The organism is Streptomyces sp. NPDC032198 (assembly GCF_040636975.1).
GTDB lineage: Bacteria > Actinomycetota > Actinomycetes > Streptomycetales > Streptomycetaceae > Streptomyces.
This window is the reverse complement of sequence record NZ_JBEZVL010000001.1, coordinates 777,658-801,542: the sequence shown is the minus strand read 5'-3', so window position 1 is coordinate 801,542 and position 23,885 is coordinate 777,658. Positions and strand designations below refer to the sequence as shown.

Here is a 23,885-nt window from a genome sequence, read left to right as displayed (position 1 = left end):
CAGCCTGCCGGAAGCGGCAGCCTGAGCAGGAGGAGGACGCCCCGCATGTCCGTCACCCCCGAAGCCCCCGGGTCCGAGCAGCTCCCCACCGTCAGCCGCGAATGGCACCTCGTGCGCCGCCCGCACGGCTGGCCGGTCCCTGAGGACTTCGTGCTGCGCGAGACCCCGGTGGCCGCCCCGGCGGACGGCCAGGTCCTGGTCCGCAACCTGCACTTCTCCGTGGACCCGTACATGCGGGGCCGGATGAACGACGTGAAGTCGTACACCCCGCCGTTCCAGCTCGACCAGCCCATGCAGGGCGGTGCCGTTGGCGAGGTCATCGCGTCGAACGCCGAGGGCCTGGCCGTGGGCGACCACGTCCTGCACTTCGCGGGCTGGCGCGACTACGCGACCGTCCCGGCCAAGCACGCCGTCAAGGTGGACGCGCAGGCCGCGCCGCTGTCGGCGTACCTCGGTGTGCTCGGTATGCCGGGCCTGACGGCCTACGCGGGTCTCTTCGAGGTCGCCTCCTTCAAGGAGGGCGACGCGGTGTTCGTCTCCGGCGCCGCGGGTGCCGTCGGCTCCCAGGTCGGCCAGATGGCCAAGCTCAAGGGCGCCTCGCGCGTCATCGGCTCGGCGGGCTCGGACGAGAAGGTGAAGCACCTCGTCGAGGAGCTCGGCTTCGACGCCGCGTTCAACTACAAGGACCCGCGCCCGGTCGTGGAGCAGCTGAAGGAGGCGGCCCCCGACGGTATCGACGTCTACTTCGACAACGTCGGCGGCGAGCACCTCGAAGCGGCCATCAGCCGTATGAACGTGCACGGCCGCGCCACCATCTGCGGCATGATCGCGGGCTACAACGACACCGAGCCGACGCCGGGCCCGCGCAACATGGCCATGATCATCGGTAAGCGCCTGCGCCTGCAGGGCATCCTCGTCGGGGACCACGAGGCGCTGCAGCCGCAGTTCGTCTCCGAGGTCGGCGCGTGGATCCGCTCTGGTGAGCTCAAGTACAACGAGACGTTCGTCGAGGGCGTGGAGAACGGCGTCGAGGCCTTCCTCGGCATGCTGCGCGGCGAGAACACCGGAAAGATGGTCGTTTCCCTCGCCTGAGAGTGGTGAGCGGTGACATGAGGACGGCGGGCGGCGGCCGGTGCACAGGTGGCCGCCGACCGCTGTTTTCCGTCATCCGATAAAGTGATTCCACATTCTCGCGACTGTGGGCGCGCATCGCGGAACATCTCAGGAGGAACCGGCACTTATGTCCATCCAGAAGATCGACGTCAAGTACACCGCCGTCGCCACCGCCGAGAACGGCCGTGACGGCCGCGTCGCCACCGATGACGGCAAGCTCGACGTCGTCGTCAACCCGCCGAAGGAGATGGGCGGCAGCGGCGCCGGCACCAACCCCGAGCAGCTCTTCGCGGCCGGCTACAGCGCCTGCTTCCAGGGCGCCCTCGGCGTGGTCGCCCGCAAGGAGAACGCCGACATCTCCGGCTCGACCGTGACCGCCAAGGTCGGCATAGGCCAGACCGAGGCCGGCGGCTTCGGCCTGGAGGTCGCCATCAGCGCCTCCATCCCGAACGTGGACGCGGCCACCGCGCAGTCCCTCATCGAGAAGGCGCACCAGGTGTGCCCGTACTCGAGCGCCACGCGCGACAACATCAAGGTGGAGCTCTCGGTCGCCTGATCAGGGCGACGCGTACGTGACGGAGGGCCGCACCCCTGAGCGGGGGTGCGGCCCTCCGTCATACCGTCCGGGCCCCCGCTCAGCCGGTGACGGCGGCCGTGTGGATCGCCCGCACGAGCCGGTCGTCCTCCGGGACCGACCCTGAGGGGAAGGCGAACCGGCGCCGCGTGTAGCCGTAGGCGAGCCCGCTGCGCGGATCGGCGAAGGCCTGCGAGCCGCCCACGCCCTTGTGCCCGATGGACCCCGCGCCGAGGTACGGGTACCAGGCGTCGGCGACGCTCTGGAAGCCCACCCCGAACGCCTTGTGGGCCCGCGCCACCAGGTCGTACCCGTGGGAATGGATCTGCCCGAACTCCGCCACGGTGTCCGCCTTGAGGAGCGGCTCCCGCCCGTCGAGCCCGGTGACCGCCGCCGCGTACATCCGGGCGAGGCCGCGCGCGGACGCGACACCGCCGACGGAGGCGGGCCCCTTGGCGCGCACCGTCCGGGAATTGGGGAGGGACTCCAGATCAGTGGGCTGCGCGCCGTTGCGGTTGAAGGCGATGGAGTTCAGGCTGCCCGGCTGCGGCGGCTCCGCGTCCAGGATCGCGCGCTCCGTGGGGGAGGGCATCATCGGCAGGACGGAGCGGAAGCGGGGCTCGAGGGCCTCGGGCAGCCCCAGGTAGAAGTCAAGGCCGTACGGGGCGCGGACGAGCTCCTCGTACGTCTCCTGCAGCGTCCGCCCGGTGGCCCGCAGGACGACCTCGCCGGCCATCGCGCCGATGGTCAGGGCGTGGTAGCCGAAGGCGGTGCCGGGGCGCCAGTACGGGCGCTGGGCCGCGGCCCGGGCGGCGACGGCACGGTCGTCGGCGACCTCCTCGGGAGTGAAGCCGCCGTCGGCCCCGACGACGCCCGCGCGGTGCGAGAGGAGCTCGCGCAGGGTGATGTCCGCCTTGCCCTCGGCGGCGAACTCCGGCCAGTAGTGCGCCACTTCGCGGTCCAGCTCCAGGGTGCCGTCCTGGACGAGCAGGGCCACGGTGAGATAGGCCGCGCCCTTCGTGGACGAGTAGACGCCGAAGAGTGTGTCGCCGTCGGTGTCGGGCCCCACCCACAGGTCGACGACCTGCTTCCCCCTTACGTGGGCGGAGAGCTGCGAGGCATGATCGGGCCTCTCCCCGGCGAGCAGGGCGCCGAACTCCTCCCGCACGGCTTCGTATCCGGCTGCGACGGTGCCTTGCACCTTGATCTCACGGGTCATGAGGTCAGTCTCCATCCGGACGGGCCGAACATGTCAGCCCGTCCGGCGTGTGAGGGCGGACTCGGCGGAGCCGGTGGTCGCCCGAACGTCAGCCCACGCTCAGCAACGCCCGCCCCACCTGCGGAAACACTCCCTTGGGGTGATCCCGGAACAGCGGCTCGGTGCCGAAGAGGACCACACGGGACCCCGCGGCGGACCCACTGACGACAGAAGGCCGGCCCGCGGCGTCCGAGGGGCCGCCCGCACCGTCCACCGCCCGCCAGTGCCCGGACAGCAGCGGATTCCCGGCCCCATAGGACTGATCCACCCGCACCCCGCTGCCAAGCCCCTTGAACCACATGGGCGCGTACACGAAGGAGTGCTCGATCGCGCCGCCGGTGACGGGCCCGCCCGCGTTCACGACCCGCACCACACCATTGGCGTCCCCGTTCCCGGAGACCGCCTCCACGGCCAGCAGCTTCGCGTCGGAGTTCAACGCGGCCCCCTCCGCACCACGCCCGACGAGCCCGCCCCCACCGGCGAGGAACGTGTCGAGTCCGGCCTTGGCCCCGGCGTTCAGATCGCCGTACGCGAGCCCGGCCGACACGAACAGCGCGTCCGCACCCGACTTCTTCCAGTCGAACCCGGCGTTGAGGACATCCGTCGACACCGGCACCACGTCGAAGTTCATCTCCCGCAGCGCGAACAGCTCGCCGGGAGTGACGGCCGCGGCCACCCGCGTGCGGTGGACGACGGCTCCGCCCTTCACCTTCGTCGCGTCGAAGGCGACGTCGTACTTCTTCGCCGCGGCGGCAGCCGCACCCCGCGCCGCCGACGGCACGATCACGCTGCCGTCATCGGCCCGGCGTACGGAAACGCCCTTGCCCGTAAGCCAGTTGAGGGCAGCCACCTCACGCGCGTCGTCCAGCCGCAGGCGGAGATTCCCGCGCGGCGCGACATACCCGACCCGGGAGGCCTCGTCCACGACCCGCGTCCGCACGCCGGTCAGCGAGCCGCCCTTCGCCGAGTCCACCGTCGCGCCCCACAACCGCCCGAGGCTCCACCCGGAGATGTCGTACATCGTCGACACCTTGTCGCTGATGTCGCGCCCGTCGGCGAGCATCACATTGGCGATCCCGCGCTTGGGCTGACGCATGTCGATGACATACGAACCCGCGGCGTACGACTTCCCGCCGATCCTGAAGTCCCGCGTGGCCCTGCGGACTTGGACGTCATTGGCGAGCAGATGCTCCACGAGCCGCGAGGCGGCAGCGGCCGACCGCTGCCCGCGCTCGCCCTTCACCTTCGCCTCACCCCGCGGAATCACGTACGCACGCGGGAAGTCGGTCGTGTAGACGTCCTCCGGGCCGATGCCCGGCACCCCGGGCACGGTCTCCGGCGACACCGGCACCTGCTTCGCGCCCGTGGCGCCCCGCCGGAACGTCTCGATCTGATCGGCGATCACCGAAGTGCGGTGCGCCTGCGTGTACTTGAGCGTCGCCGACATCGCGGCGCCCGCGATGTCCACGTTGATCGCGGACCGCCGCCGCAGTTCCGGCACCGGCAGCTCGTCGTACTCCTCGTTGTTGACGGTCATCGGGAACTCGATGGTGTGCGCGGCGACCGCGCCGTGGAACGGCATGTACTGCGGGGTGAAGATCGGTGGCCAGTCGTCCCAGCCCTCCTCCTGGTCACGGAAGGGGATGATCGCCGGCTCGACGCCGTCCTTCTCGGGCGTGTAGCCGAGGCCGTTGACCGCGGCCTCCATGCCCAGGGCGTTGGCGTAGGAATTCTTGAGGAAGAGGTCGTACTCGTAGTTCTCGCCGTGCGGGGGAGTCGTCGGCTCGATCAGCGTGCCGTTGACGTACCCGTGCAGGTCGATCATGACCGCGGGCTGCTTGTCGATCGCGATCTGCCGCATCGCGCGGACCTCGGGCTGCGAGGCGGTGATGAAATCGCGGTTGAGGTCGAAGCCGTTGGCGTTCTCGCGGGTGCCCGCGATGCGGCCGTCGGGGTTGGCCGTGACGTTGAAGTACAGCCGGTTGTGCGCGAGGAGATCTTTTGTCCCGCCGTCCTTGGCCTTCGCGAGCTTCTCGATGAGCCTGAGGGCGGCGTCCGTGCCCTCCCACTCGTTGCCGTGGATGTTGTTGTTGATGAAGACCGGCGTCTTGTACGAGGACTTGACCGCCGGATCCTTCGCGGCGGCGCCCGGCGCGTTCTCGATGAGCTCGCGCATTCGCTCCTGGCGGGCGGTCTCCTTCGCGGACTCGGGGGCGGTGACCGTCACCATGTACAGCTGGTGCCCGCCCGCCGAACGGCCCGCGATCTCCACGCTGACGCGGTCGCCGATGCCCTGGATGTCATTCAGCTTCGGGGCCAGGGAGTGATACGGCGCCAGACCCAGCTTTATCGACTTGTCGTCCGGATTGGCGGGAGGTGCGGTGAGCTTCTGCTCGCGCGGATAGCCACGGCTCTTGCCGGTGCCGAGGCCGGGGGAGACGGCTGCCCCCAGGGCCCGGTCGGCGGCGCTCTCCGGGCTCTTCGCGGCCCGCTCGGTGGAGCTGAGGGGCGCGCCCTCGCGGAGGATGTCGCGGCCGTGCGGGCCGGGGTCCGCGGTCGCGCTGCCCGGGGCGAGCGTGGTGAGGACAAGGGCACTCGCCGAGGCGAGGGTGGTGAGTAGAACGGGTCTGGATGGCCGGGATATCCCCATACATACCTCCTGGAAGAAGCCTGAAGAGACCTGACGAAGCCTGTAGAAGCCTGGAGAGAGAGTCAGTACGCGTGGTCTACCGTGCCAACCCCCGCGCAACAAGAGGGCCTTCGGCCCCACACGTCCCGTGGGCCGCAGCGCCCCCACCGGCGGATAGGGTGTTCCGCATGCGTGATCTGGGACGGGGCTTCGGCTACTTGATGAAGGGCCAGCGCTGGGTCGCCCAGCACGGCAAGCAGTACGGAGTCGGCCTGCTGCCCGGCCTGATCACCCTGCTTCTCTACGCGGCGGCGCTCGTCGCGCTCGCCCTCTGGGGCGCGGACTTCGTCGGCTGGGCGACGCCTTTCGCGGACGACTGGTCCGCGCCGTGGCTCGGCCTGTTCCGCGGCTTCCTCACGGCCCTCCTCTTCGCCCTCGCGCTCCTCCTCTCCGTGATCACCTTCACGGCGGTGACGCTCCTGGTGGGCCAGCCCTTCTACGAGTCGCTGTCGGAGAAGGTCGACATCTCCGTCTCCGGGTACGCCCCCGAGTCGGGGCTGCCGCTCTGGCGCGAACTGTGGATCTCCGCCCGCGACAGCCTCCGTATCGTCGTACGGGCCGTGATCTGGGGCGTCCTGCTCTTCGCCCTCGGCTTCATCCCCGTCGTCGGCCAGACCGTCGTCCCGGTGATCGGCTTCTGCGTGACGGGCTTCTTCCTGGTCGAGGAGCTGACGGCGGTGGCGCTCCAGCGCCGGGGCGTCGAACTCCGTGACCGGCTGGCGCTCCTGCGTGGCCGCAAGCAGCTGGCCTGGGGCTTCGGCACTCCGCTCGCCGTGGCCTTCCTGGTTCCGTTCGTCGCGGTGTTCCTGATGCCGGGGGCGGTCGCGGGCGCGACGCTCATGGCGCGGGAGCTGGTCGGCGAGGACAGCGGGCAGGCCGCGGACGACGACGATCCGCGGGGCGCGGCCGGTCCGGCCGGCCCCGGCGGACAGCCGTCCGCTACCGGCGGGCGTTCATAGCCGTCGTCAGGATCTGCCGTACCTGCGCGATGATGTCGAGGCGGTTGCGCACGAACTCGGGATCGGTGATCTTCCCCGTGGCCGGGTCCGTGTTGCCCGTCCCGAACTGCAGGATCGGCGTGTGCACATGGCCGCCGGGCAGGCGGTCGTGCAGCCCGAGGCGGTCGCGCAGCAGCGTCGCCCGGTAGGCGATCTCGTTCGACAGGTAGTTGCCGCCGCCGCCCTCACGGGCCGTCGACCCGTCGGTGGGCCCGTCGGGACGGACCACGGGGGTGGTCCGGCCCGCCGGGATCTCGGTCACCGAGGTGTTGTCGTACACCGGGAAGCGGCCCGTCGCGGCGCTCACGATCTCCTTGTACGGGAGGGTCGTGGACGTCCACTGCGGCTGCGTGGCCGGATGGGTGACCGGCACGGTCTGCGTGCGCGAGAGGTTCTCGTTGTCGGGGAAGCCGCCCCGCCAGGCCCCGTTGGTCCGCTCGATGTCGAAGCGTCCCGCGCGGCCCTGGCTGATGGTGGTGAAGAGGTCCACGCGGGGGAGATGGGCGCGCAGGGTGCGCTCGACCGTCCCCTCCGCGAAGTCGTCCCAGCGGACGGGGAAGACGACGGTCTCCACGCGGGCCGGGCCGTCGGCGGTCTCGATGACGGCGCCGTCGAGCGCCAGGGCGGTGGCGCCGGAGGGGTTGCTGATGCGGACGTCCCGGTCGAGCGTGAACGGGTCGAAGCCGGTGACGAGGATGCGCTTGAGACGGTGGCCGGCGCGGTCCTTCTTGGGGTAACTGACGGAGTCGTGCCCGCGCGAGGCGTCCTCAAGGGCCCGCATGAGCCGTCCCTGCCGGGCCTCGCCCAGCCCGAATCCGGCCGGTTTCCACTGCCGGAGCTCCCGCGTCATGCCGAGCCTGGCCCAGTACAACGGCCGGTCGTCGTCCCGGCTCAGCGCCTCGGCCCCGCCCGCCGCGGGCCCCCGCCCCTGTGCCCGGTCGACGGCACGCCGCCACAGCGCCTCGCCCTGCCGCTCGACTATGCGCTTGGCCTCGCCGTACGAATGGGCGCGGTCCAGGGCGCGCGCGAACTCCGGTGCCACGGCGTCGAATCCGCTGCGGCGCAGGATCTCCTGCGGGGCCGCCCGGTCCAGGCGCTGCTCCTCGGTGGTGGCGGCCGGTGCGGGGGCCGCCGACGCGGGCATCGCGGCGAGGGAGAGCAGGAGGGTGGCACCGAGCGCGGCGAGCCGCGGGGAGACGGTGGGCGTGAGTGACACGGGAGTCCTTCCGTGGCCGGTGGGGTGGTCGCAGTATCCCGGCAGGAAGGCGGCGCGGAAAGGGTCTAGTGATCCACGGTGGCGTGATCCGCGAGCACTTCGCCGATCACGTGGCTGGCGGTCCTGGTGATGGTGGCGTTCCTGGTCCGGTAGTACGGCAGCTCGATGAGCGCGATCGACAGGGCCCAGCCCCGCCCTCGCGCCCACGTCGCGTCGTCGACGCCCAGGGCGGTGCGGAACTCCTTCCGTGCCTCCGCGGTCAGCAGGCTCCACGCGGTGATCAGGTCGACGGCGGGTTCGCCGTGCCCCATGCACCCGAAGTCGATGACGGCGCCGAGCCGTCCGCCGGAGGTGAGCAGATTCCCCGGCTGCAGGTCGGCGTGGACCCAGACCGGCGGCCCGTCCCAGCGGGGCGCGCTCAGGGCGGCGTCCCAGGCGGCGGTGGCGGCATCGGTGTCGATGACGCCGTGCAGCTGCGCGATGGCCTCGCGGGTGTCGGCGTCACGGGACGCGAGAGGCCCGCTGCGGTACGCGGCAGGCGCGTCGGCGGGATCGACGCGCTGCAGGGCGAGGACGAACTCCGCCAGGTCGGCGGCGAAGAGTTCGGGTTCGGTCAGAGCGCCGATCACCGGGTTCTCGCCCTCGACCCAGCGGTACACGTACCAGGGCCAGGGGAAGCCCTCCCCGGGCTCGCCCTCGCCCAGCGGCGCGGGAATCGCGAGGGGCAGCGAGGGGGCCAGCCCAGGCAGGTACCGCATCTCGCGCCGTACGTCCTCGACGCCGCCCTCGATGCGCGGAAGCCGGACAGCCATGTCGTCGCCGAGGCGGTAGATGGCGTTGACGGTGCCGTTCGAGTCGACCGGCTCGACACTCAGGCCCGCCCAGCCGGGAAACTGCGCGGCGAGCAGCCGCCGTACGAGGTGCGTGTCGATGTCGGCTTCGTGGGCGTGCATCTTGGCGGGGGACATGCGGGCCTTCCGGGGCGGCGGGCGAGCGAGAACCGACGCCGATCGAAGCTGGCCGGGGCGTGGCGGGTCAACTGAATTGGCGCCCGGACAGCCGCTTGTCGTGGCACGCGCCCGGCCCTAGCGTCGACGCCATGGAGAAGATCGCGTTTCTTGGACTGGGGCACATGGGCGAGCCGATGGCGCGCCAACTCCTCGCGGCCGGATATCCGTTGACCGTGTGGAACCGGACCGCCGAGAAGGCGGAGCCGCTCGTGAAGGAGGGGGCCCGGCTCGCCGCCGACCCCGCGGAGGCCGTGCGGGACGCCGATGTCGTCATCACCATGCTGGCGGGCCCCGACGCGGTGCGTGCCGTCGCCGACGCCATCGTGCCGGTGCTGCGGGCAGGCACCCACTGGGTGGAGATGTCCACCGTCGGGCCCGATGTCGTACGGGAGTTGGGGGCGAGGGTGCCGGACGGTGTGACCCTCGTCGACGCGCCCGTCATGGGAAGCACGGACAAGGCCGCGTCGGGACAGCTCGGCATTCTCGCGGGGGGTGACGCGGATGGGGTCGAGCGGATCCTTGCCCGCTTCGGCCCGGTGACCCGCACGGGCCCGCTCGGTTCGGGGGCCGCGCTCAAGATCGTCGTCAACACCGCCGTCATCGGGGGCGTGGCTCTCGTGGCCGAGGCGATGAAACTGGCGGACGCGCTGGGCCTCGACGAGGAGACGGCCAAGGGGGCGCTCGCCGGAGGTCCGCTCGGGGGCGCGGTGGGCCGGGCCTTCGCCACCGATGTGCACTTCGGCAGCGACCTCGCGGTGAAGGACGTCGCGCTCGCGACAGAGGTCACCCGACTCCCGGCGATGGAAGCGGTCCTCGACCACTACAAGGCCGCCGCCGCCGACCCGGACGTCGTCCACGAGGACATCGCGCGGGCGGTCAGCCACATCCGCTCGGCCTGATCACCCACCGCTGCCGCTCACCAGGCCGTTCACTCGCCGCCGCCGTCGAGCAGGGCCAGGAAATCCCTGAACGCCCCCGCCATGTCCACCGATTCGGGGTCCAGGAGCCACTGGTACTGGAGACCGTCCATCACGGCGACGAGGAGCGGGGCCGCCGCCTCCGGGGTGAGACCTCCGGGGAGCCGCTCCCCGTACTCGACGCGCAGGACCGCCGCGAACTTCTCCCGCACCGATCCGTACCGCTCGGTGAAGTACTCCCGGGCCGGATGCCCGTCCGTGACGCTCTCGCCGAGCAGTGCGGAGAAGGTCTGGATGATGCCGGGGCGCATCGCGTTGTACTCGACGAGCGAGCCGAGCAGGTCTAGGCGGATCTCGTTCGCAGGCACCGCGTCCCACTGGTCGCGGGCCTCCAGGACGGCGACCAGCAGGGCGTCCTTCGTGGGGAAGTAGTGCAGCAGGCCCTGCTGGGTCAGCCCGACCCGCTCGGCCACCGCGCCCAGGCTCGCGCCGCGGTAGCCGCGTTCGGCGATCACCTCCAGGGCGGCCCGGAGGATCTCGGCCCGCCGCTCCTCGCTCCTGGCCCTGGTCGTGGCCTTGGGTGCCATCGTGTCCGCCCCTCGCGTTCTCGGCCGTGCTCCGGCTCGCGGAACGACCGTACGTCATGGTCGCCTCTAATATAACTTCCACATAACGAAACCTACTGGTCTACAGGTAGCCGAGGCAGGATGGAGGGGACGTACGAAACGGACTTCACCCGGACTTCAACGAGGAGGTACCGCCATGGCGGGAACCCAGGGCACGGGAGCCACGCAGGCCGACCGGGCGCGCGAGGCGGTCGTGGAGGCCGCGCTCGCCGCGCTGGACCTGGACGCGAAGACCCGGCTGCTCGGCGGCCGTGACATGTGGTCGCTGCACCCGCTGCCCGGGATCGGCCTGGCGTCCCTCGTGATGTCGGACGGCCCGATCGGCGTGCGCGGCACCCGCTGGACCGCCGACGACCCGTCCATCGCCCTGCCGTCCCCGACCGCGCTCGCCGCCACCTGGGACCAGGACCTCGCCCGCCGCGCGGGCGCACTCCTCGCCCAGGAGGCCCGCCGCAAGGGCGTCCACGTCCTCCTCGCGCCCACCGTCAACCTGCACCGCTCGCCGCTGGGCGGCCGGCACTTCGAGGCGTACAGCGAGGACCCGTATCTGACCGGCGTCATCGGCACCGGCTACGTCCAGGGCGTGCAGTCCGGCGGCGTCGGCACGACCGTCAAGCACTTCGTCGCGAACGACGCCGAGACCGACCGCTTCACCGTCGACAACGTGGTCGGCGCCCGCGCCCTGCGCGAGCTGTACCTCGCGCCCTTCGAGGCGATCGTCACCAACGCCCACCCCTGGGGCATCATGACGGCGTACAACCAGGTCAACGGCACGACGATGACCGAGCACCGCTATCTGGTCAACGAGGTCCTGCGCGGCGAATGGGGCTTCGACGGCTACAACGTCTCCGACTGGATGGCCGCCCGCTCGACCACCGGCGCCATCGAGGGCGGCCTCGACGCCGCCATGCCAGGCCCGCGGACGGTGTACGGCGATGCGCTCGCCGAGGCCGTGCGCGGCGGCCGGGTCAAGGAGTCGGCGGTCGACGACGCCGTGCGCAACGTCCTGCGGCTCGCCGCCCGCGTCGGCATCCTCGAAGGCGCAGAACCCGTGGTCACCGAGCTGCCCGCCGAGATCGACGGCGAGGCCCTCGCCCGCGAGATCGCCCGCCGCGCCTTCGTCCTCGTACGCAACGAGAACGACGCGTTGCCGCTGCGGCCCGCCGCGTCGGTGGCCCTCATCGGCGCCGCCGCGCGCGACGCCCGCGTCCTGGGCGGCGGCTCCGCCACCGTCTTCCCCGCACATGTGGTCTCCCCGCTCGACGGCCTTAACGCGGCGCTCGGCGAGGACACCCTGACGTACGCCGTCGGCGCCGACCCGAGCGACGAACTCGCCCCCGCCGACAAGGAGTTCGAGCTGCGCGCCGTCTGCCGTGACGCGGACGGCGCCGTCATCGGCGAGGGCAGCCTCCCCTCCGGCCAGGTCCAGTGGATCGGCGACGACCTGCCCGACGGCGTCACCCACGAGACGCTGGCCTCCATCGAGGTCGTCGGCTCGTTCACCCCGCGCGAGAGCGGCGAGCACTCCTTCGGCACGCGCGGCGTGGGCGCCTTCACGCTCTCCGTCGACGGCGAGATCGTCTTCGACGGGTCCGAGGTGATGGCCGCCGGGTCCGACCCCTTCGAGGCGTTCTTCGGCTCACCGGTGGAGCGGGCCAAGGTGAGCCTGACGGCGGGCGAGTCGGTCGAGGTCTCCCTGTTCCACCCGCTCGACAAGGAGTTGAAGGCTCCGCTCCCCGGTGTGGTGTTCTCCTTCGTGCACCTGGGACCGCGGCGCGACCCCGACGCGCTGATCGCCGAGGCCGTCGATGCGGCGCGCGCCGCGGACACCGCGGTCGTGGTCGTCGCCACCACCGAGCGCGTCGAGTCCGAGGGCTTCGACCGGAAGGACCTGCGGCTCCCGGGTCGCCAGGACGATCTGGTGCGCGCGGTGGCCGCGGCCAACCCCCGCACGGTCGTCGTCGTCAACTCCGGCTCCCCGGTGGAGCTTCCGTGGCGCGAGGACGTCGCGGCGGTGCTGCTCGGATGGTTCCCGGGCCAGGGGGGCGGCGCCGCACTCGCCGACGTACTGCTCGGCGCGCAGGAGCCGGGAGGGCGGCTGCCCACCACATGGGGCGGCCTCGCGGACGCGCCGGTCACCCAGGTCACCCCGACCGACGGTGAACTCGACTACACCGAGGGCTTGTTCATCGGCTACCGCGCCTGGGAGAAGGCGGGTGCCACCCCCGCGTACGCCTTCGGCCACGGCCTCGGCTACACCGACTGGACCTACGAGTCCCTGACCGTGGAGGGCACGACGGCCACGGTCCGCGTGCGCAACTCCGGCCCGCGCACCGGCCGCGAGGTCGTCCAGGTCTATCTCGCCCCCGCCCCCGCCCCCGCCGCCGACGACGGCACCCGCCCGGCCCGCTGGCTCGCCGGCTTCGCGGGCGCCGAGGCCGCGCCCGGCGAGAGCGTGGAGGTGCGCATCGAACTCCCGCGCCGCGCCTTCGAGATCTGGGACGAGTCCGCCAACTCCTGGGCGCACCAGAGTGGTTCGTACGAGATCCAGGTGGGCCGCTCCATCGCCGACCGGCGGCTGAGCGAGACGGTCGTCGTCTGACGGATCGATGCGCGGCGGGACGGGCGAGACCCTCGTCCCGCCGCGCTCGCGCCGCTGCACCGAGAACTCGCGCTAACGCACCGAGAAGCCGTACACCGTCTCCGACGCGTACATCTCACCCGGCCGCAGCACCGTGCCCGGGAAATCCGGCCGGTTGGGGGAGTCGGGGAAGTGCTGTGTCTCCAGGGCGACCCCGTCCCCGGGGCCGAACGGCAGCGTCTCCTCGAAGTGGTCCCCGGTGTACAGCTGGAGGCCCGGCTCCGTCGTCGCCACGGTCAGCACCCGCCCCGACGCCGGATCGCTCAGCTCCGCCACCTCGACGGGCCGCACGGTGACCCCCTTGTCCAGCACGTAGTTGTGGTCGATCCCGGCCCCGACCTTCCGCGCCTCCCGGAAGTCGAAGCGCGTCCCGTCGACGTCCTCGTACACCCCCGTGGGAATCTGCACGCCGTCCGTCGGAGTGAGCCGCTCCGCCGCGATCCGCAGCTCGTGCCCGCCCGCGCTGCCGCTCCCGGCCCCCGCGAGATTCCAGTACGTGTGGTTGGTGAGGTTCACGACCGTCGGGGCGTCCGTCGTCGCCTCGTACGCGATCCGCAGCGCGCCCGCCTCGTCCAGCGAGTACGTCACCGCCACCGCGAGCCGCCCGGGATAACCCTCCTCGCCGTCCGGGCTCACCCTGGAGAGGCGCACCCCGTGCTCGGTCGCCGCCGCCTCCCACACCCGCTTGTCGAAGCCCGCCGTGCCGCCGTGCAGCGCGTTGGGATCGTTGTTCCGCGCCAGGCGGTACGTCCGGCCGTCGAGCTCGAACTCGCCGCCCGCGATGCGGTTCGCGTACCGGCCCACCAGCGCCCCGAAATACGGCCCGGGATGATCGAGGTAGCCCTGGAGGTCCTCGAAGCCGAGGGCCACCAGCTCACGCCGCCCCGACCGGTCAGGAACTTCCGCCGACTGGATGATCCCGCCGTACGTCAGGACGCGTACCCGCACCCCGCCCCTTTCCAGGGTCCAGCGATGGACGGGCGTGCCGTCGGGGAGTGCCCCGAAGAGTTCACTGCGCATGATCGCGACCCTACGCCGGGCCGCCGCACCGCCGGGCTCAGGTCCCGGGATCCCGGGGATTCTTGGCCTTCACCTGGCGGTAGGCCAGCTCGGCGAGCCGCGACTGGCCGTCCTTGCTGGGGTGGAACCAGTCCCAGTGGCTCAACTGGTCGCCGTCGAAGCGGTAGTCGAAGACCGCACCGCCGTCGTACCGGCAGCGCAGATCCTTGGCGCACACATCCTTGAGCACGTCGTTGTACGCGACCACGCGGTTCTGCACGCCGGCCCGCCGCTGGGTCGCCGCCGCGTCCCGCGCATCCGGGTCCGCCAGCATCGAGGAGCAGATGCCCAGCTTCCAGATCTGCTTGCCCAGCGGATTGGTGCGCCCCTGGGACCAGAGCCGCTTCAGGTCCGGTACGGAGGTGACGTACACCTGGGTCTTGGGGAGCTCGCGCCGCAGCGTGCGCATCGCCTTCTCGAAGTCCGCGCGGAACTCGCCGACCGGCGTCATGGAAGCGGCCGAGGGACGGCACGCGTCGTTCGCCCCCGCCATCACCGTGATCAGCTCGGGCCGCTCGGCCGCGGCCTGCTCGACCTGCCCCGGGAGATCCGCCATGCGGGCGCCGGTCTTCGCGTAGTTCCAGCTGTGCTCGGCGGCCCGCTCCTTGCCCAGGAGCCGGGTGGCGAGGCTGCGCACCTCGGAGTCGGTGCCGGTCGCCCAGGACGCCTCGGGGCAGTCGGCAAGGACCGAGCAGGCGTCGAAGCCACGGGTGATGGAGTCGCCGACGGCCGCCAGGGAGTCCGGGGACGTGTCCCAGACCGGGGTGGGCTTGGGGGACGGCTTGTCCGCCGACGGTCCCTGGGGTGCGGGGGAGTCGCCGCCGGAGGCGTCGCATGCCGTGAGTGCGGTGGCGCCGAGAAGAACCGCCGTCGCGGCGGCGACGGCGGCACGCGAGCGGTGCCTTCGGTTCCGCATCCCCAGTCCCCTCTGTTGCCGTGGGCCGATCCACCGCCGTCTAGGCCGACCGCGCCGTTTCGGCGCCCCTGCGGGTGAATGGTGGGCGATTCCTGGCCCTGGGACCGACGGTACGTCACACTCCTTGTTCCGCCGCACGGTAGCCTCGCCACCCAGTGGCACCCTGCTCTTCCGGTTCCGCTAAATTACATCACGTCACATCTGTCCCGTTTTTGGGAGTTTCCGAATTCGGGGCGACAACGCTCGGCACGGGCGCGAGGCCGCTGGGGAAGGCGAACCTCGACCCACACTGGAGGTCCCGGTGACGACACGTGGAGTTCTTTACGTGCACTCCGCACCGCGCGCGCTGTGTCCGCACGTCGAATGGGCAGTCGCGGGCGTACTCGGCGCGCGCGTCAACCTCGACTGGATCAGGCAGCCCGCGGCGCCCGGCAGCTGGAGATCGGAGTTCTCCTGGCGCGGGTCGGTGGGCACCGCGTCCAAACTCGCGTCCGCCCTGCGCGGCTGGCAGCTGCTGCGCTTCGAGGTCACGTCCGAGCCGTGCCCCACGGCCGAGGGCGAGCGGTACAGCGCCACACCCGAACTCGGGATCTTCCACGCCGTCACCGGCATCCACGGCGACATCCTGATCCCCGAGGACCGCCTGCGCGCCGCCCTGGCCCGCTCCCAGCGCGGCGAGAGCGACCTGGAGGCCGAGCTCGCCAAACTGCTCGGCAAGCCCTGGGACGACGAACTGGAGCCTTTCCGCTACGCGGGCGAGGGCGCTCCCGTGCGGTGGCTGCACCAGGTCGTCTGACGTATGTCCGGCTGTATGTGACGAAGGGCCCCCACCGCTCGGTGGGGGCCCTTCGTCACATACGGGTGACTGCTCAGACGGTCCGGAACGCGAGCACCACGTTGTGGCCGCCGAAGCCGAACGAGTCGTTCAGCGCCGCGATCCTGCCCTCGGGCAGCGCGCGGGCCTCGTCGCGGATGACATCCGCGTCGACCTCGGGGTCGAGGTTCTCGATGTTGATGGTCGGCGGGGCGATGCGGTTCTTCAGCGCGAGGACCGTGGCCACGGTCTCCACGCCGCCCGCGCCACCGAGCAGGTGACCCGTCATCGACTTCGTGCTGGAGATCGCCATGTGGTCGACGTCGTCGCCGAACGCCTTGCGCAGCGCCTTGATCTCGGCGACGTCACCCTGCGGCGTCGAGGTCGCGTGCGCGTTCACGTACACGATCTCGGCGGGCTTCAGGTCCGTGCCGTCGATGAGGTTCTGCAGTGCCGCCGCGATGCCGTTGCCGGACGGCTCGGGCTGCGTGATGTGGTGGGCGTCGGCCGAGATGCCCTGGCCGACGGCCTCCGCGTAGACCTTCGCGCCGCGGGCCTTGGCGTGCTCCTCGGACTCGAGGACGATCACGCCGGCGCCCTCGCCGAGCACGAAGCCGTTGCGGTCGACGTCGTAGGGACGCGAGGCGCCCGCCGGGTCGTCGTTGTTCTTGGACATCGCCATCATGTTGCCGAACGCGACGATCGGCAGCGGGTGGATCGCCGCTTCCGTGCCACCCGCGACGACGACGTCGGCGCGGCCGGTGCGGATCATCTCGATCGCGTAGCCGATGGCCTCGGCGCCCGAGGCGCACGCCGAGACGGGGGTGTGCACACCCGCGTGGGCGCCCAGCTCGATGCCGACGTTGGCCGACGGGGAGTTGGGCATCAGCATCGGCACGGTGTGCGGGGAGACGCGGCGTACGCCCTTCTCCTTGAGCACGTCGTACTGGTCGAGCAGGGTGGTCACGCCGCCGATGCCGGAGGCGATGACCGCGCCGAGGCGGTGCGGGTCCACGGACGTGTCCTCGCCGGCCTTCGCGGTGTAGCCCGCGTCGGCCCAGGCCTCCTTGGCGGCGATCAGCGCGAACTGAGCCGAACGGTCCAGCTTGCGGGCCTGCGGACGCGGGATGACCTCGCCCGGCTCGACCGCGATCTGGCCCGCGATGCGGACCGGAAGCTCGGCCGCCCAGTCCTGTTCGAGAAGACTGACGCCGGAACGGCCCGCGAGCAGACCTTCCCAGGTCGAGGCTGCGTCGCCACCCAGCGGTGTGGTTGCGCCGATACCGGTGACGACCACGGTGCGATTGGTCGAGTTCACAGGAAATTTCTCCACGGTGTTGAGGGGATCAGCGGCGCCACCGCCGGGTGGCGACAGCAGAGCAGCCTGGTCAGGCGGCCTGGTGCTTGAGGATGTAGCTGGTCGCGTCGCCGACCGTCTTGAGGTTCTTGACGTCGTCGTCCGGGATCTTGACGTCGAAGCGCTCTTCGGCGGCGACGACGACCTCGACCATGGACAGCGAGTCGACGTCCAGGTCGTCGGTGAAGGACTTGTCCAGCTGGACGTCCTCGACCGGGATGCCGGCGATCTCGTTCACGATCTCGGCGAGACCGGCGACGATCTCTTCCTGAGTGGCGGCCATGTTGGCGCTCCTTCTATGTATCCAGAGGGTGTGGCGCCCGCCGCGGCAGCGGCAGGTTGGTTTACAGCCGTACGGATCGAATGATCCGGACGTGATGCCTAGGGGAGGGTAACGACCGTGGCGGCGTACACGAGACCCGCCCCGAAGCCGATGACGAGCGCGGTGTCGCCGCTCTTCGCCTCGCCGGTTGCCAGAAGCCGCTCCATCGCGAGCGGAATCGAGGCTGCCGACGTGTTCCCGGTGGTGCGCACATCACGGGCGACCGTGACGTGTTCCGGCAGTTTCAGAGTCTTCACCATCGAGTCGATGATCCGCTCGTTGGCCTGATGCGGGATGAAGACATCCAGGTCGTCCGCGGTGATTCCGGCCGCGTCCAGCGCCTGCTGGGCGACCTTCGCCATCTCGAACACGGCCCAGCGGAAGACCGCCTGGCCCTCCTGCGTGATCGCAGGGAACTTGATGTTGCCCTCGCTGTCGAGAGGCAGCTTCGAGACATCGCCGACGTGGAGGTCGTTCCACGCCACGGTCTGCTTGATGGTCTCGGACTTGTCGCCCTCGCTGCCCCAGACGGTGGGGCCGATCTCCGGCTCCTGGGACGGGCCGACGATCACGGCACCCGCGCCGTCACCGAACAGGAAGGCCGTCGCGCGGTCCTCCAGGTCGGTCAGGTCGCTCAGCCGCTCGACGCCGATGACCAGGACGTACTCGGCGGAACCCTCGACGATCATGCCCTTGGCGAGCGTCAGGCCGTAGCCGAATCCGGCGCAGCCCGCGGAGATGTCGAAGGCGGCGGGCTTGCCCGCGCCGATCTTGTCCGCGATCTCGGTCGCGATGGCCGGGGTCTGCTTGAAGTGCGAGACGGTCGAGACGACGACCGCGCCGATCTGCTCCGGGGTGATGCCCGCGTCGGCGATCGCCTTGCCGGAGGCCTCGATGGACATCGCGGCCACGGTCTCCTCGTCGGAGGCCCAGTGGCGGGTCGCGATGCCGGAGCGGGAGCGGATCCACTCGTCGGACGAGTCGATCGTCTCGAGGATCACCTCGTTGGGCACGACACGGGTCGGCCGGTAGCCACCGACACCCATGATGCGCGCGTACGGGGCGCCCTTACTGGGCTTGATCTTCGACATGCTCTCCTGGCTCCTTCTCAGGCACCCGCCGCGTCGGCGGCGGATGCGGTGTCGGCGATGAGCTCACGAGCGGCGTCGAGGTCGTCGGGTGTCTTGAGGGCCACCGTCCGCACCCCGGGCAGGGCACGCTTGGCGAGACCGGTCAGCGTGCCACCGGGGCACAGCTCGATCATCGCCGTGGCGCCGAGGTCCTTGAACGTCTCCATGCACAGGTCCCAGCGCACGGGGTTGGCCACCTGGCCGACCAGGCGGGACAGCACGTCCGAGCCTGTCGCCACGGCCAGGCCGTCACGGTTCGAGATGTACGTCAGCGTCGGGTCGGCCGGGTCGAGGGCCTTGGCGGCCTCCTCGAGCGCGGCGACCGCGGGAGCCATGTGGTGCGTGTGGAACGCGCCCGCCACCTTCAACGGTACGATCCGGCGGACGCCCTCGGGCTTGTCCTCGGCGAGCGCGGCGATCTGCTCCGCGGTGCCCGCGGCGACGACCTGGCCCGCGCCGTTCACGTTCGCCGGCGTCAGGCCGAGCTTCTCCAGATGCGGGATGGTGACCTCGGGGTCGCCGCCGAGCAGCGCCGCCATGCCGGTCTCCGTGACCGCCGCGGCATCGGCCATGGCCAGACCCCGCTTGCGGACGAGACCGAGCGCGGCGTCGTCCCCGAGCACACCCGCGAGGGCGGCCGCGGTGATCTCGCCGACGCTGTGTCCCGCGACCGCGCCGGGCTTGTTCACGGCGAGGACGTCACTGAGTGCCTCGGCGGACAGCAGACCGGCGGCCACCAGCAGCGGCTGGGCCACGGCGGTGTCACGGATCGCGTCGGCGTCGGCCTGGGTGCCGTAGTGGGCAAGGTCCAGCCCGATGGCGTCCGACCACGCACCGATGCGGTCGGCCGCACCGGGGAGATCGAGCCAGGGAGTCAGGAAGCCGGGCGTCTGAGCGCCTTGGCCGGGAGCGACGAGTACGAGCACTCTCACACTCTCTCTTGTGGACGGTGGTAGCCGCCCGTGGGGACAGGGACGAAGAACCGCTGGGGGAATTGTAGGGGCCCGACAAAACCGCGGGGTCAGAGATCTCCGTCGGCCAGTCGTCCCAGGATCAGCGCGATCCGCAGCGTGAATGCCGAGCGTACGTCCGATGGCGACCAGCCGGTGACGTCTGTCACACGTCGCAGCCGGTAGCGCACGGTGTTGGGGTGCACGAAGAGCATCCGGGCGGCCCCTTCGAGACTGCTGGCCTGTTCCAGATAGACGCTGAGCGTCTCCAGGAGCGCGGAGCCGGCTTCCTCCAGCGGTCTGTAGATCTCCTCCACCAACTGGTCGCGCGCGGCGGGATCGCTCGCGATCGCGCGCTCCGGCAGGAGATCGTCCGCCAGGACCGGGCGCGGGGCGTCCTGCCAGGCGGCGCAGGCCTTGAGCCCGGCGGCCGCGGCCTGCGCGGACCGGGTCGCGGCGAGCAGGTCGGGGACGATGGGTCCGGCCACGACGGGCCCGGCCGCGTACGGGCCGATCAGACCCTTGGCGACCTGCAGCGGATTGTCGTTGCCGCCCGCGATGACGACGAGACGGTCGCCGAGCACACCGGTGAGGACCTGCAGCTTGGCGTGGCGCGCGGCGCGGCGGATGGCTTCGACGGTGAGCTCGCTGTCGCCGTCGGGCGCGGTGCCGAGGACGACACAGACGTGGTCGGGGGAGTTCCAGCCGAGCGCGGCGGCGCGGGAGACGGCCCCCTCGTCGGCCTCTCCGGAGAGCACGGCGTTCACGACGAGGGATTCGAGCCGGGCGTCCCAGGCACCGCGTGCCTCGGCGGCCTGCGCGTAGACCTGGGCGGTGGCGAAGGCGATCTCGCGGGCGTACACGAGGAGCGCCTCGCGGAGGATGGATTCATCCCCCGGGGCCGCGATCTCGTCGACCGCGGACTCCATCACCTCGATCGTCGTCCGCACCATCTCCACGGTCTGGCGCAGGGTGATCGCCCTGGTCAGCTCGCGCGGGGCGGTGCCGAAGACGTCGGTGGAGATGGCCTGGGGCGCGTCGGGGTGGCGGAACCACTCGGTGAAGGCGGCGATGCCGGCCTGCGCCACCAGGCCGATCCAGGAGCGGTTCTCCGGCGGCATCGCCCGGTACCAGGACAGCGTCTCGTCCATGCGCGCGATGGCCTGCGCCGCGAGGCTGCCGGATGACTGTTCCAGGCGCTTCAGCGTGGCTGAGTGGGCGTGGGCCTTCCGGTGCGCGTCCTGCCGGGCGGCTTCCTCGTGGCGCGCGGCTTCGTCGTGGGCTGCCTGATGGGCGTCCTGGCGGGCTTCGTTCGCAGAGGGTTCGGGCACGGGGACAAGACTGCCTTATCGGGGCGGGGGCGTGCGGTGCCGGGTCTAACGTGGGGTGTGTGATTGATGTACGGCGCTCCATCGATCGGTACCGCGGCGGGGAGCCCGGCACCGGTGTCGAAACCTTCCACGCCTTCTCCTTCGGGCCGCACTACGACCCGGACAACCTCCGCTTCGGCGCGGTCCTCGCCTGCAACGAAGAGCGTCTCGCGCCCGGCGCGGGCTTCGACGAACACCCGCACAGCCACACCGAGATCGTGACCTGGGTGGTGGAGGGCGAGCTGACCCACCGCGACACGACCGGCCACGAGTCGGTCGTACGCCCCGGGGACGTCCAGCACCTGAGCGCGGCCGGCGGCGTCCGCCATGTGGAACGCAATGACGCCGGGGCCCCGTTGGTCTTCATCCAGATGTGGCTGTCACCCCTGGCCCCTGGCGGCGACCCGTCCTACGAGGTCGTCCGCGGCATCGCGGACTCCACTCCGTACGCCGTCCCCGCCGCGGGCGCGCTCCTGCACGTCCGCAGGCTCGCCCCGGGCGAGCGCACCGCGATCCCGGACGCCCCTTGCGCGTACGTCCACGTGGTGCGCGGCGAGGTCCACGTGGACGGCGAAACCCTGACCCCGGGCGACGCGGCCCGCATCATGACCGCGGAGGGCCTGGAAGCGGTGGCGGGCGGCGAGGGGGAGGCGGAGCTGCTGGTGTGGGAGATGACAGGCTGAAACGAGGGCATCCCGCACCTGCCGGCCTGCGGAAACGCTCGTTGCGGTGACCTCAGAGCTCCGCGAGCACCGCGTCGGTGAACGGAGGCCACGCCTCGACGGCCCACGGCCCGAACGCCCGGTCCGCCAGAGCGACACACGCCGCCCCCGCGTCGGGATCGACCCAGAGGAACGTCCCTGCCTGCCCGAAGTGCCCGAACGTCCGCGGCGAAGACGAACTCCCCGTCCAGTGCGGCGACTTGGAGTCCCGGATCTCGAACCCGAGCCCCCAGTCATTGGGACTCTGGTGCCCGTACCCGGGAAGCACACCCTTCAGCCCGGGATACGTCACCGACATCGCCTCGGCCACCGTCCGCGGATCAAGCAGCCGCGGGGCCTGCACCTCGGCGGCGAACTTCACCAGGTCGTCGACGGTGGACACCCCGTCCTTGGCGGGCGACGCGTCCCCCTCCAGCGTGGTGGACCCCATCCCCAGCGGCTCGAGCACCGCCTGCCGCAGATACTCCGCGAAGGGAATGTCCGTCGCCTTGGCGATGTGATCCCCGAGCACCTCGAACCCGGCGTTCGAGTACAGCCGCCGCGTCCCGGCAGGCGCCGTCACCCGGTGCTCGTCGAACGCAAGGCCACTGGTGTGCGCCAGCAGATGCCGCACGGTCGACCCCTCGGGCCCGGCGGGCTCATCGAGCTCGACGGCCCCCTCTTCGTACGCCACCAGCGCCGCATACGCCGCCAGCGGCTTGGTGACCGAAGCGAGCGCGAAACGGTGCCCGGTGGGTCCGTGCGCCCCGACGACCGTGCCGTCCGCACGAACGACGGCGGCGGCAGCGGTGGGGACCGGCCAGTTCTCGATCAACGCCAGGCTCTGCATGGACACGAGCCTAAGCGCCCTACAGGCTCAGCCGCATCGAGGGGTCGGGCTTGCGCACGAAGCCGAGCGAGGCATACAACGGCTCCGCCTCCGCCGACGCATTGAGATCGACGCTCCCCGCACCCCGCTCCCGGAACCAGTCGAGCAGCACCTCCATGCAGGCCCGCGCATACCCACGCCGCCGCTGATCCGGATCAGTGGCCACGCTGAACACCTGACCGACGACGCCCCGCGGATTACCCGCCCGCCCGATGCGGTAGTCCAACGTCCCCACCACCAGCGCCGCAAGCTTCCGGGGCTGTTCCGGCGGGCCTGGCGGGCCTGGCTGACCTGGTCGGCCTGGTCGGTCTGGTCGGTCGATGACGAAGGCGGCGAAGTTGCCCTCCCGCTCGGCGAGTCTGGCCCGGACGACGACAAGCGACTCGGCATGCCAACTGGTGTCCGACTCGATGGCGGCAGCCGAACCGTTCGCGAACATCGAGTCGATCATCACCTGCCGCAGCCTGAGCAGTTCCTCGGCATCCTCTGGCGTGGCGCGACGTACAATACTCATGATCGGCACCGTAGTCACCGCACGAAGCGACGTCCCCCGCTTTTCCGAGGGTTTGTTTCCGTCACACATTTCCTCCCGGTTCTGCTTGCCTAGAGCGCACTCCAAGGTTCTAGCGTGGAGGTCATGACGGTGATGGAGACCGAGACGACCCGCACGAAGGGCCCCGCGCAGGGCACGACCGAACCGACGCCCGGCAGCCCCGGCGCCACCGCGAGCCCCGATGCCACCGCGAGCACCGACGGCTCCGCCAGGTTCGACGATTCCGTCAGCTCCGACGGCGGCGACACCGGAGCTGACGCCTGCGCCTCGGCACCCACCACGCACCCCCGCCCGAACGGGCAGGACCACTACACGATCAGCGAGGTCGTCGCCTTCATCGGCCTGACCGCGCACACCCTGCGCTGGTACGAGCGAATCGGCCTGATGCCCCACATCGACCGCTCCCACACGGGCCAGCGCCGCTACCGCAACCGCGACCTGGACTGGCTGACCTTCGTCGGCAAGCTCCGCCTGACCGGCATGCCGGTGGCGGACATGGTCCGCTACGCCGAGCTGGTGCGCGAGGGCGACCACACCTTCACCGAGCGCCACGAGCTCCTGGAACAGACCCGCCGCGACGTCCGCACCCGCATAGCGGAGCTCCAGGACACGCTCGCCGTGCTCGACTACAAGATCCACTTTTACGCTGACGCCCGCCCGGCGTCGGAGAGGCTCTGACACTGATGACCGCAGAAACCCCCAAGACTCCCGCGACTCCCCAGTCTCCCGACCGGATCGCGAAGGTGCAGCTCGGGACAGACGGCCCCGACGTCGGAGTCCAG

The 23,885-nt window shown here is 71.2% G+C and carries 22 protein-coding genes; 8 read left to right on the top strand and 14 right to left on the bottom strand.

The genetic code is table 11. The features are described from left to right. Nucleotides 1-45: 45 nt before the first annotated feature. Together AB0E78_RS03780 and AB0E78_RS03775 are read left to right on the top strand one after the other, a co-directional pair. The gene (locus AB0E78_RS03780) at nt 46-1,092 is read left to right on the top strand and encodes an NADP-dependent oxidoreductase (RefSeq protein ID WP_361827768.1); all 1,047 of its coding nucleotides are present in this window, start codon (nt 46-48) and stop codon (nt 1,090-1,092) included. A gap of 148 nt (nt 1,093-1,240) precedes the next feature. Next, the gene (locus tag AB0E78_RS03775; protein WP_361827766.1) at nt 1,241-1,669 is read left to right on the top strand and encodes an organic hydroperoxide resistance protein; all 429 of its coding nucleotides are present in this window, start codon (nt 1,241-1,243) and stop codon (nt 1,667-1,669) included. A gap of 79 nt (nt 1,670-1,748) precedes the next feature. Here the strand turns inward: AB0E78_RS03775 and AB0E78_RS03770 are convergent, their stop codons facing one another. Both AB0E78_RS03770 and AB0E78_RS03765 read right to left on the bottom strand, forming a co-directional pair. Then, entirely contained in the window at nt 1,749-2,906 is a 1,158-nt protein-coding gene (locus AB0E78_RS03770) for a serine hydrolase domain-containing protein (protein WP_361827763.1), read from the bottom strand. An 88-nt stretch (nt 2,907-2,994) separates the two neighbouring features. Next, nucleotides 2,995-5,595, bottom strand: coding sequence for a M14 family zinc carboxypeptidase (locus tag AB0E78_RS03765; RefSeq protein ID WP_361827761.1), 2,601 nt, complete (start codon nt 5,593-5,595; stop codon nt 2,995-2,997). 167 nt (nt 5,596-5,762) lie between these two features. Here AB0E78_RS03765 and AB0E78_RS03760 point away from each other — a divergent pair, with 167 nt between their 5' ends. Next, nucleotides 5,763-6,593, top strand: a complete 831-nt coding sequence (locus AB0E78_RS03760) for an EI24 domain-containing protein (protein ID WP_361827758.1) — start codon at nt 5,763-5,765, stop codon at nt 6,591-6,593. Here the strand turns inward: AB0E78_RS03760 and AB0E78_RS03755 are convergent. Next, entirely contained in the window at nt 6,574-7,776 is a 1,203-nt protein-coding gene (locus AB0E78_RS03755; RefSeq protein ID WP_361828530.1) for a pyroglutamyl peptidase, read from the bottom strand. The genes AB0E78_RS03760 and AB0E78_RS03755 overlap by 20 nt on opposite strands. 137 nt (nt 7,777-7,913) lie before the next feature. Beyond that, nucleotides 7,914-8,816, bottom strand: a complete 903-nt coding sequence (locus AB0E78_RS03750; RefSeq protein WP_361827755.1) for an aminoglycoside phosphotransferase family protein — start codon at nt 8,814-8,816, stop codon at nt 7,914-7,916. 131 nt (nt 8,817-8,947) lie between these two features. On the opposite strand from AB0E78_RS03750, the gene AB0E78_RS03745 reads away from it, so the two are divergent. Then, nucleotides 8,948-9,757, top strand: coding sequence for an NAD(P)-dependent oxidoreductase (locus AB0E78_RS03745; RefSeq protein WP_361827753.1), 810 nt, complete (start codon nt 8,948-8,950; stop codon nt 9,755-9,757). Between the two features lie 29 nt (nt 9,758-9,786). On the opposite strand, the gene AB0E78_RS03740 is transcribed toward AB0E78_RS03745, so the two are convergent. Then, nucleotides 9,787-10,362: a TetR/AcrR family transcriptional regulator gene (locus tag AB0E78_RS03740; protein ID WP_361827750.1), complete on the bottom strand. Its 576-nt coding sequence runs from the start codon at nt 10,360-10,362 to the stop codon at nt 9,787-9,789. A gap of 175 nt (nt 10,363-10,537) precedes the next feature. Between AB0E78_RS03740 and AB0E78_RS03735 the strand changes: the two genes are divergently transcribed. After that, on the top strand, nt 10,538-13,003 hold the full coding sequence (locus tag AB0E78_RS03735) for a glycoside hydrolase family 3 C-terminal domain-containing protein (protein WP_361827747.1): 2,466 nt from the start codon (nt 10,538-10,540) through the stop codon (nt 13,001-13,003). 72 nt (nt 13,004-13,075) lie between these two features. Here AB0E78_RS03735 and AB0E78_RS03730 read toward each other — a convergent pair whose 3' ends face one another. Together AB0E78_RS03730 and AB0E78_RS03725 are read right to left on the bottom strand one after the other, a co-directional pair. Continuing rightward, nucleotides 13,076-14,062, bottom strand: a complete 987-nt coding sequence (locus tag AB0E78_RS03730; RefSeq protein ID WP_361827744.1) for an aldose epimerase family protein — start codon at nt 14,060-14,062, stop codon at nt 13,076-13,078. Between the two features lie 37 nt (nt 14,063-14,099). Next, nucleotides 14,100-15,017, bottom strand: coding sequence for an SGNH/GDSL hydrolase family protein (locus AB0E78_RS03725; RefSeq protein WP_361827742.1), 918 nt, complete (start codon nt 15,015-15,017; stop codon nt 14,100-14,102). A 301-nt stretch (nt 15,018-15,318) separates the two neighbouring features. Here AB0E78_RS03725 and AB0E78_RS03720 point away from each other — a divergent pair, with 301 nt between their 5' ends. After that, nucleotides 15,319-15,813, top strand: coding sequence for a DUF3145 domain-containing protein (locus AB0E78_RS03720; protein WP_361827740.1), 495 nt, complete (start codon nt 15,319-15,321; stop codon nt 15,811-15,813). Nucleotides 15,814-15,886: 73 nt separating this feature from the next. Here the strand turns inward: AB0E78_RS03720 and fabF are convergent, their stop codons facing one another. From fabF to fasR, 5 genes are all read right to left on the bottom strand, one after another. Then, complete coding sequence (gene fabF / locus AB0E78_RS03715; RefSeq protein WP_361827739.1) at nt 15,887-17,149, bottom strand: beta-ketoacyl-ACP synthase II; 1,263 nt, start codon at nt 17,147-17,149, stop codon at nt 15,887-15,889. A gap of 70 nt (nt 17,150-17,219) precedes the next feature. Beyond that, entirely contained in the window at nt 17,220-17,471 is a 252-nt protein-coding gene (locus tag AB0E78_RS03710) for an acyl carrier protein (protein ID WP_249590117.1), read from the bottom strand. Between the two features lie 98 nt (nt 17,472-17,569). After that, nucleotides 17,570-18,601 carry a ketoacyl-ACP synthase III gene (locus AB0E78_RS03705; protein ID WP_361827735.1) on the bottom strand — a complete coding sequence of 344 codons (1,032 nt, stop codon included), beginning with the start codon at nt 18,599-18,601 and terminating at the stop codon, nt 17,570-17,572. A gap of 17 nt (nt 18,602-18,618) precedes the next feature. After that, nucleotides 18,619-19,566, bottom strand: a complete 948-nt coding sequence (locus tag AB0E78_RS03700; RefSeq protein WP_361827732.1) for an ACP S-malonyltransferase — start codon at nt 19,564-19,566, stop codon at nt 18,619-18,621. 95 nt (nt 19,567-19,661) lie between these two features. Continuing rightward, entirely contained in the window at nt 19,662-20,795 is a 1,134-nt protein-coding gene (fasR, locus tag AB0E78_RS03695) for a fatty acid biosynthesis transcriptional regulator FasR (RefSeq protein WP_361828527.1), read from the bottom strand. A gap of 176 nt (nt 20,796-20,971) precedes the next feature. On the opposite strand from fasR, the gene AB0E78_RS03690 reads away from it, so the two are divergent. Next, nucleotides 20,972-21,643: a pirin family protein gene (locus tag AB0E78_RS03690; protein WP_361827729.1), complete on the top strand. Its 672-nt coding sequence runs from the start codon at nt 20,972-20,974 to the stop codon at nt 21,641-21,643. Between the two features lie 52 nt (nt 21,644-21,695). On the opposite strand, the gene AB0E78_RS03685 is transcribed toward AB0E78_RS03690, so the two are convergent. Next, a complete protein-coding gene (locus AB0E78_RS03685; protein WP_361827727.1) occupies nt 21,696-22,517 on the bottom strand; it encodes a serine hydrolase domain-containing protein in 822 nt (273 codons plus the stop codon). Nucleotides 22,518-22,530: 13 nt separating this feature from the next. Beyond that, nucleotides 22,531-23,064: a GNAT family N-acetyltransferase gene (locus AB0E78_RS03680; RefSeq protein WP_361827724.1), complete on the bottom strand. Its 534-nt coding sequence runs from the start codon at nt 23,062-23,064 to the stop codon at nt 22,531-22,533. A gap of 123 nt (nt 23,065-23,187) precedes the next feature. On the opposite strand from AB0E78_RS03680, the gene AB0E78_RS03675 reads away from it, so the two are divergent. Further along, on the top strand, nt 23,188-23,781 hold the full coding sequence (locus AB0E78_RS03675; RefSeq protein WP_361827721.1) for a MerR family transcriptional regulator: 594 nt from the start codon (nt 23,188-23,190) through the stop codon (nt 23,779-23,781). The last annotated feature ends 104 nt before the right edge of the window (nt 23,782-23,885 follow it).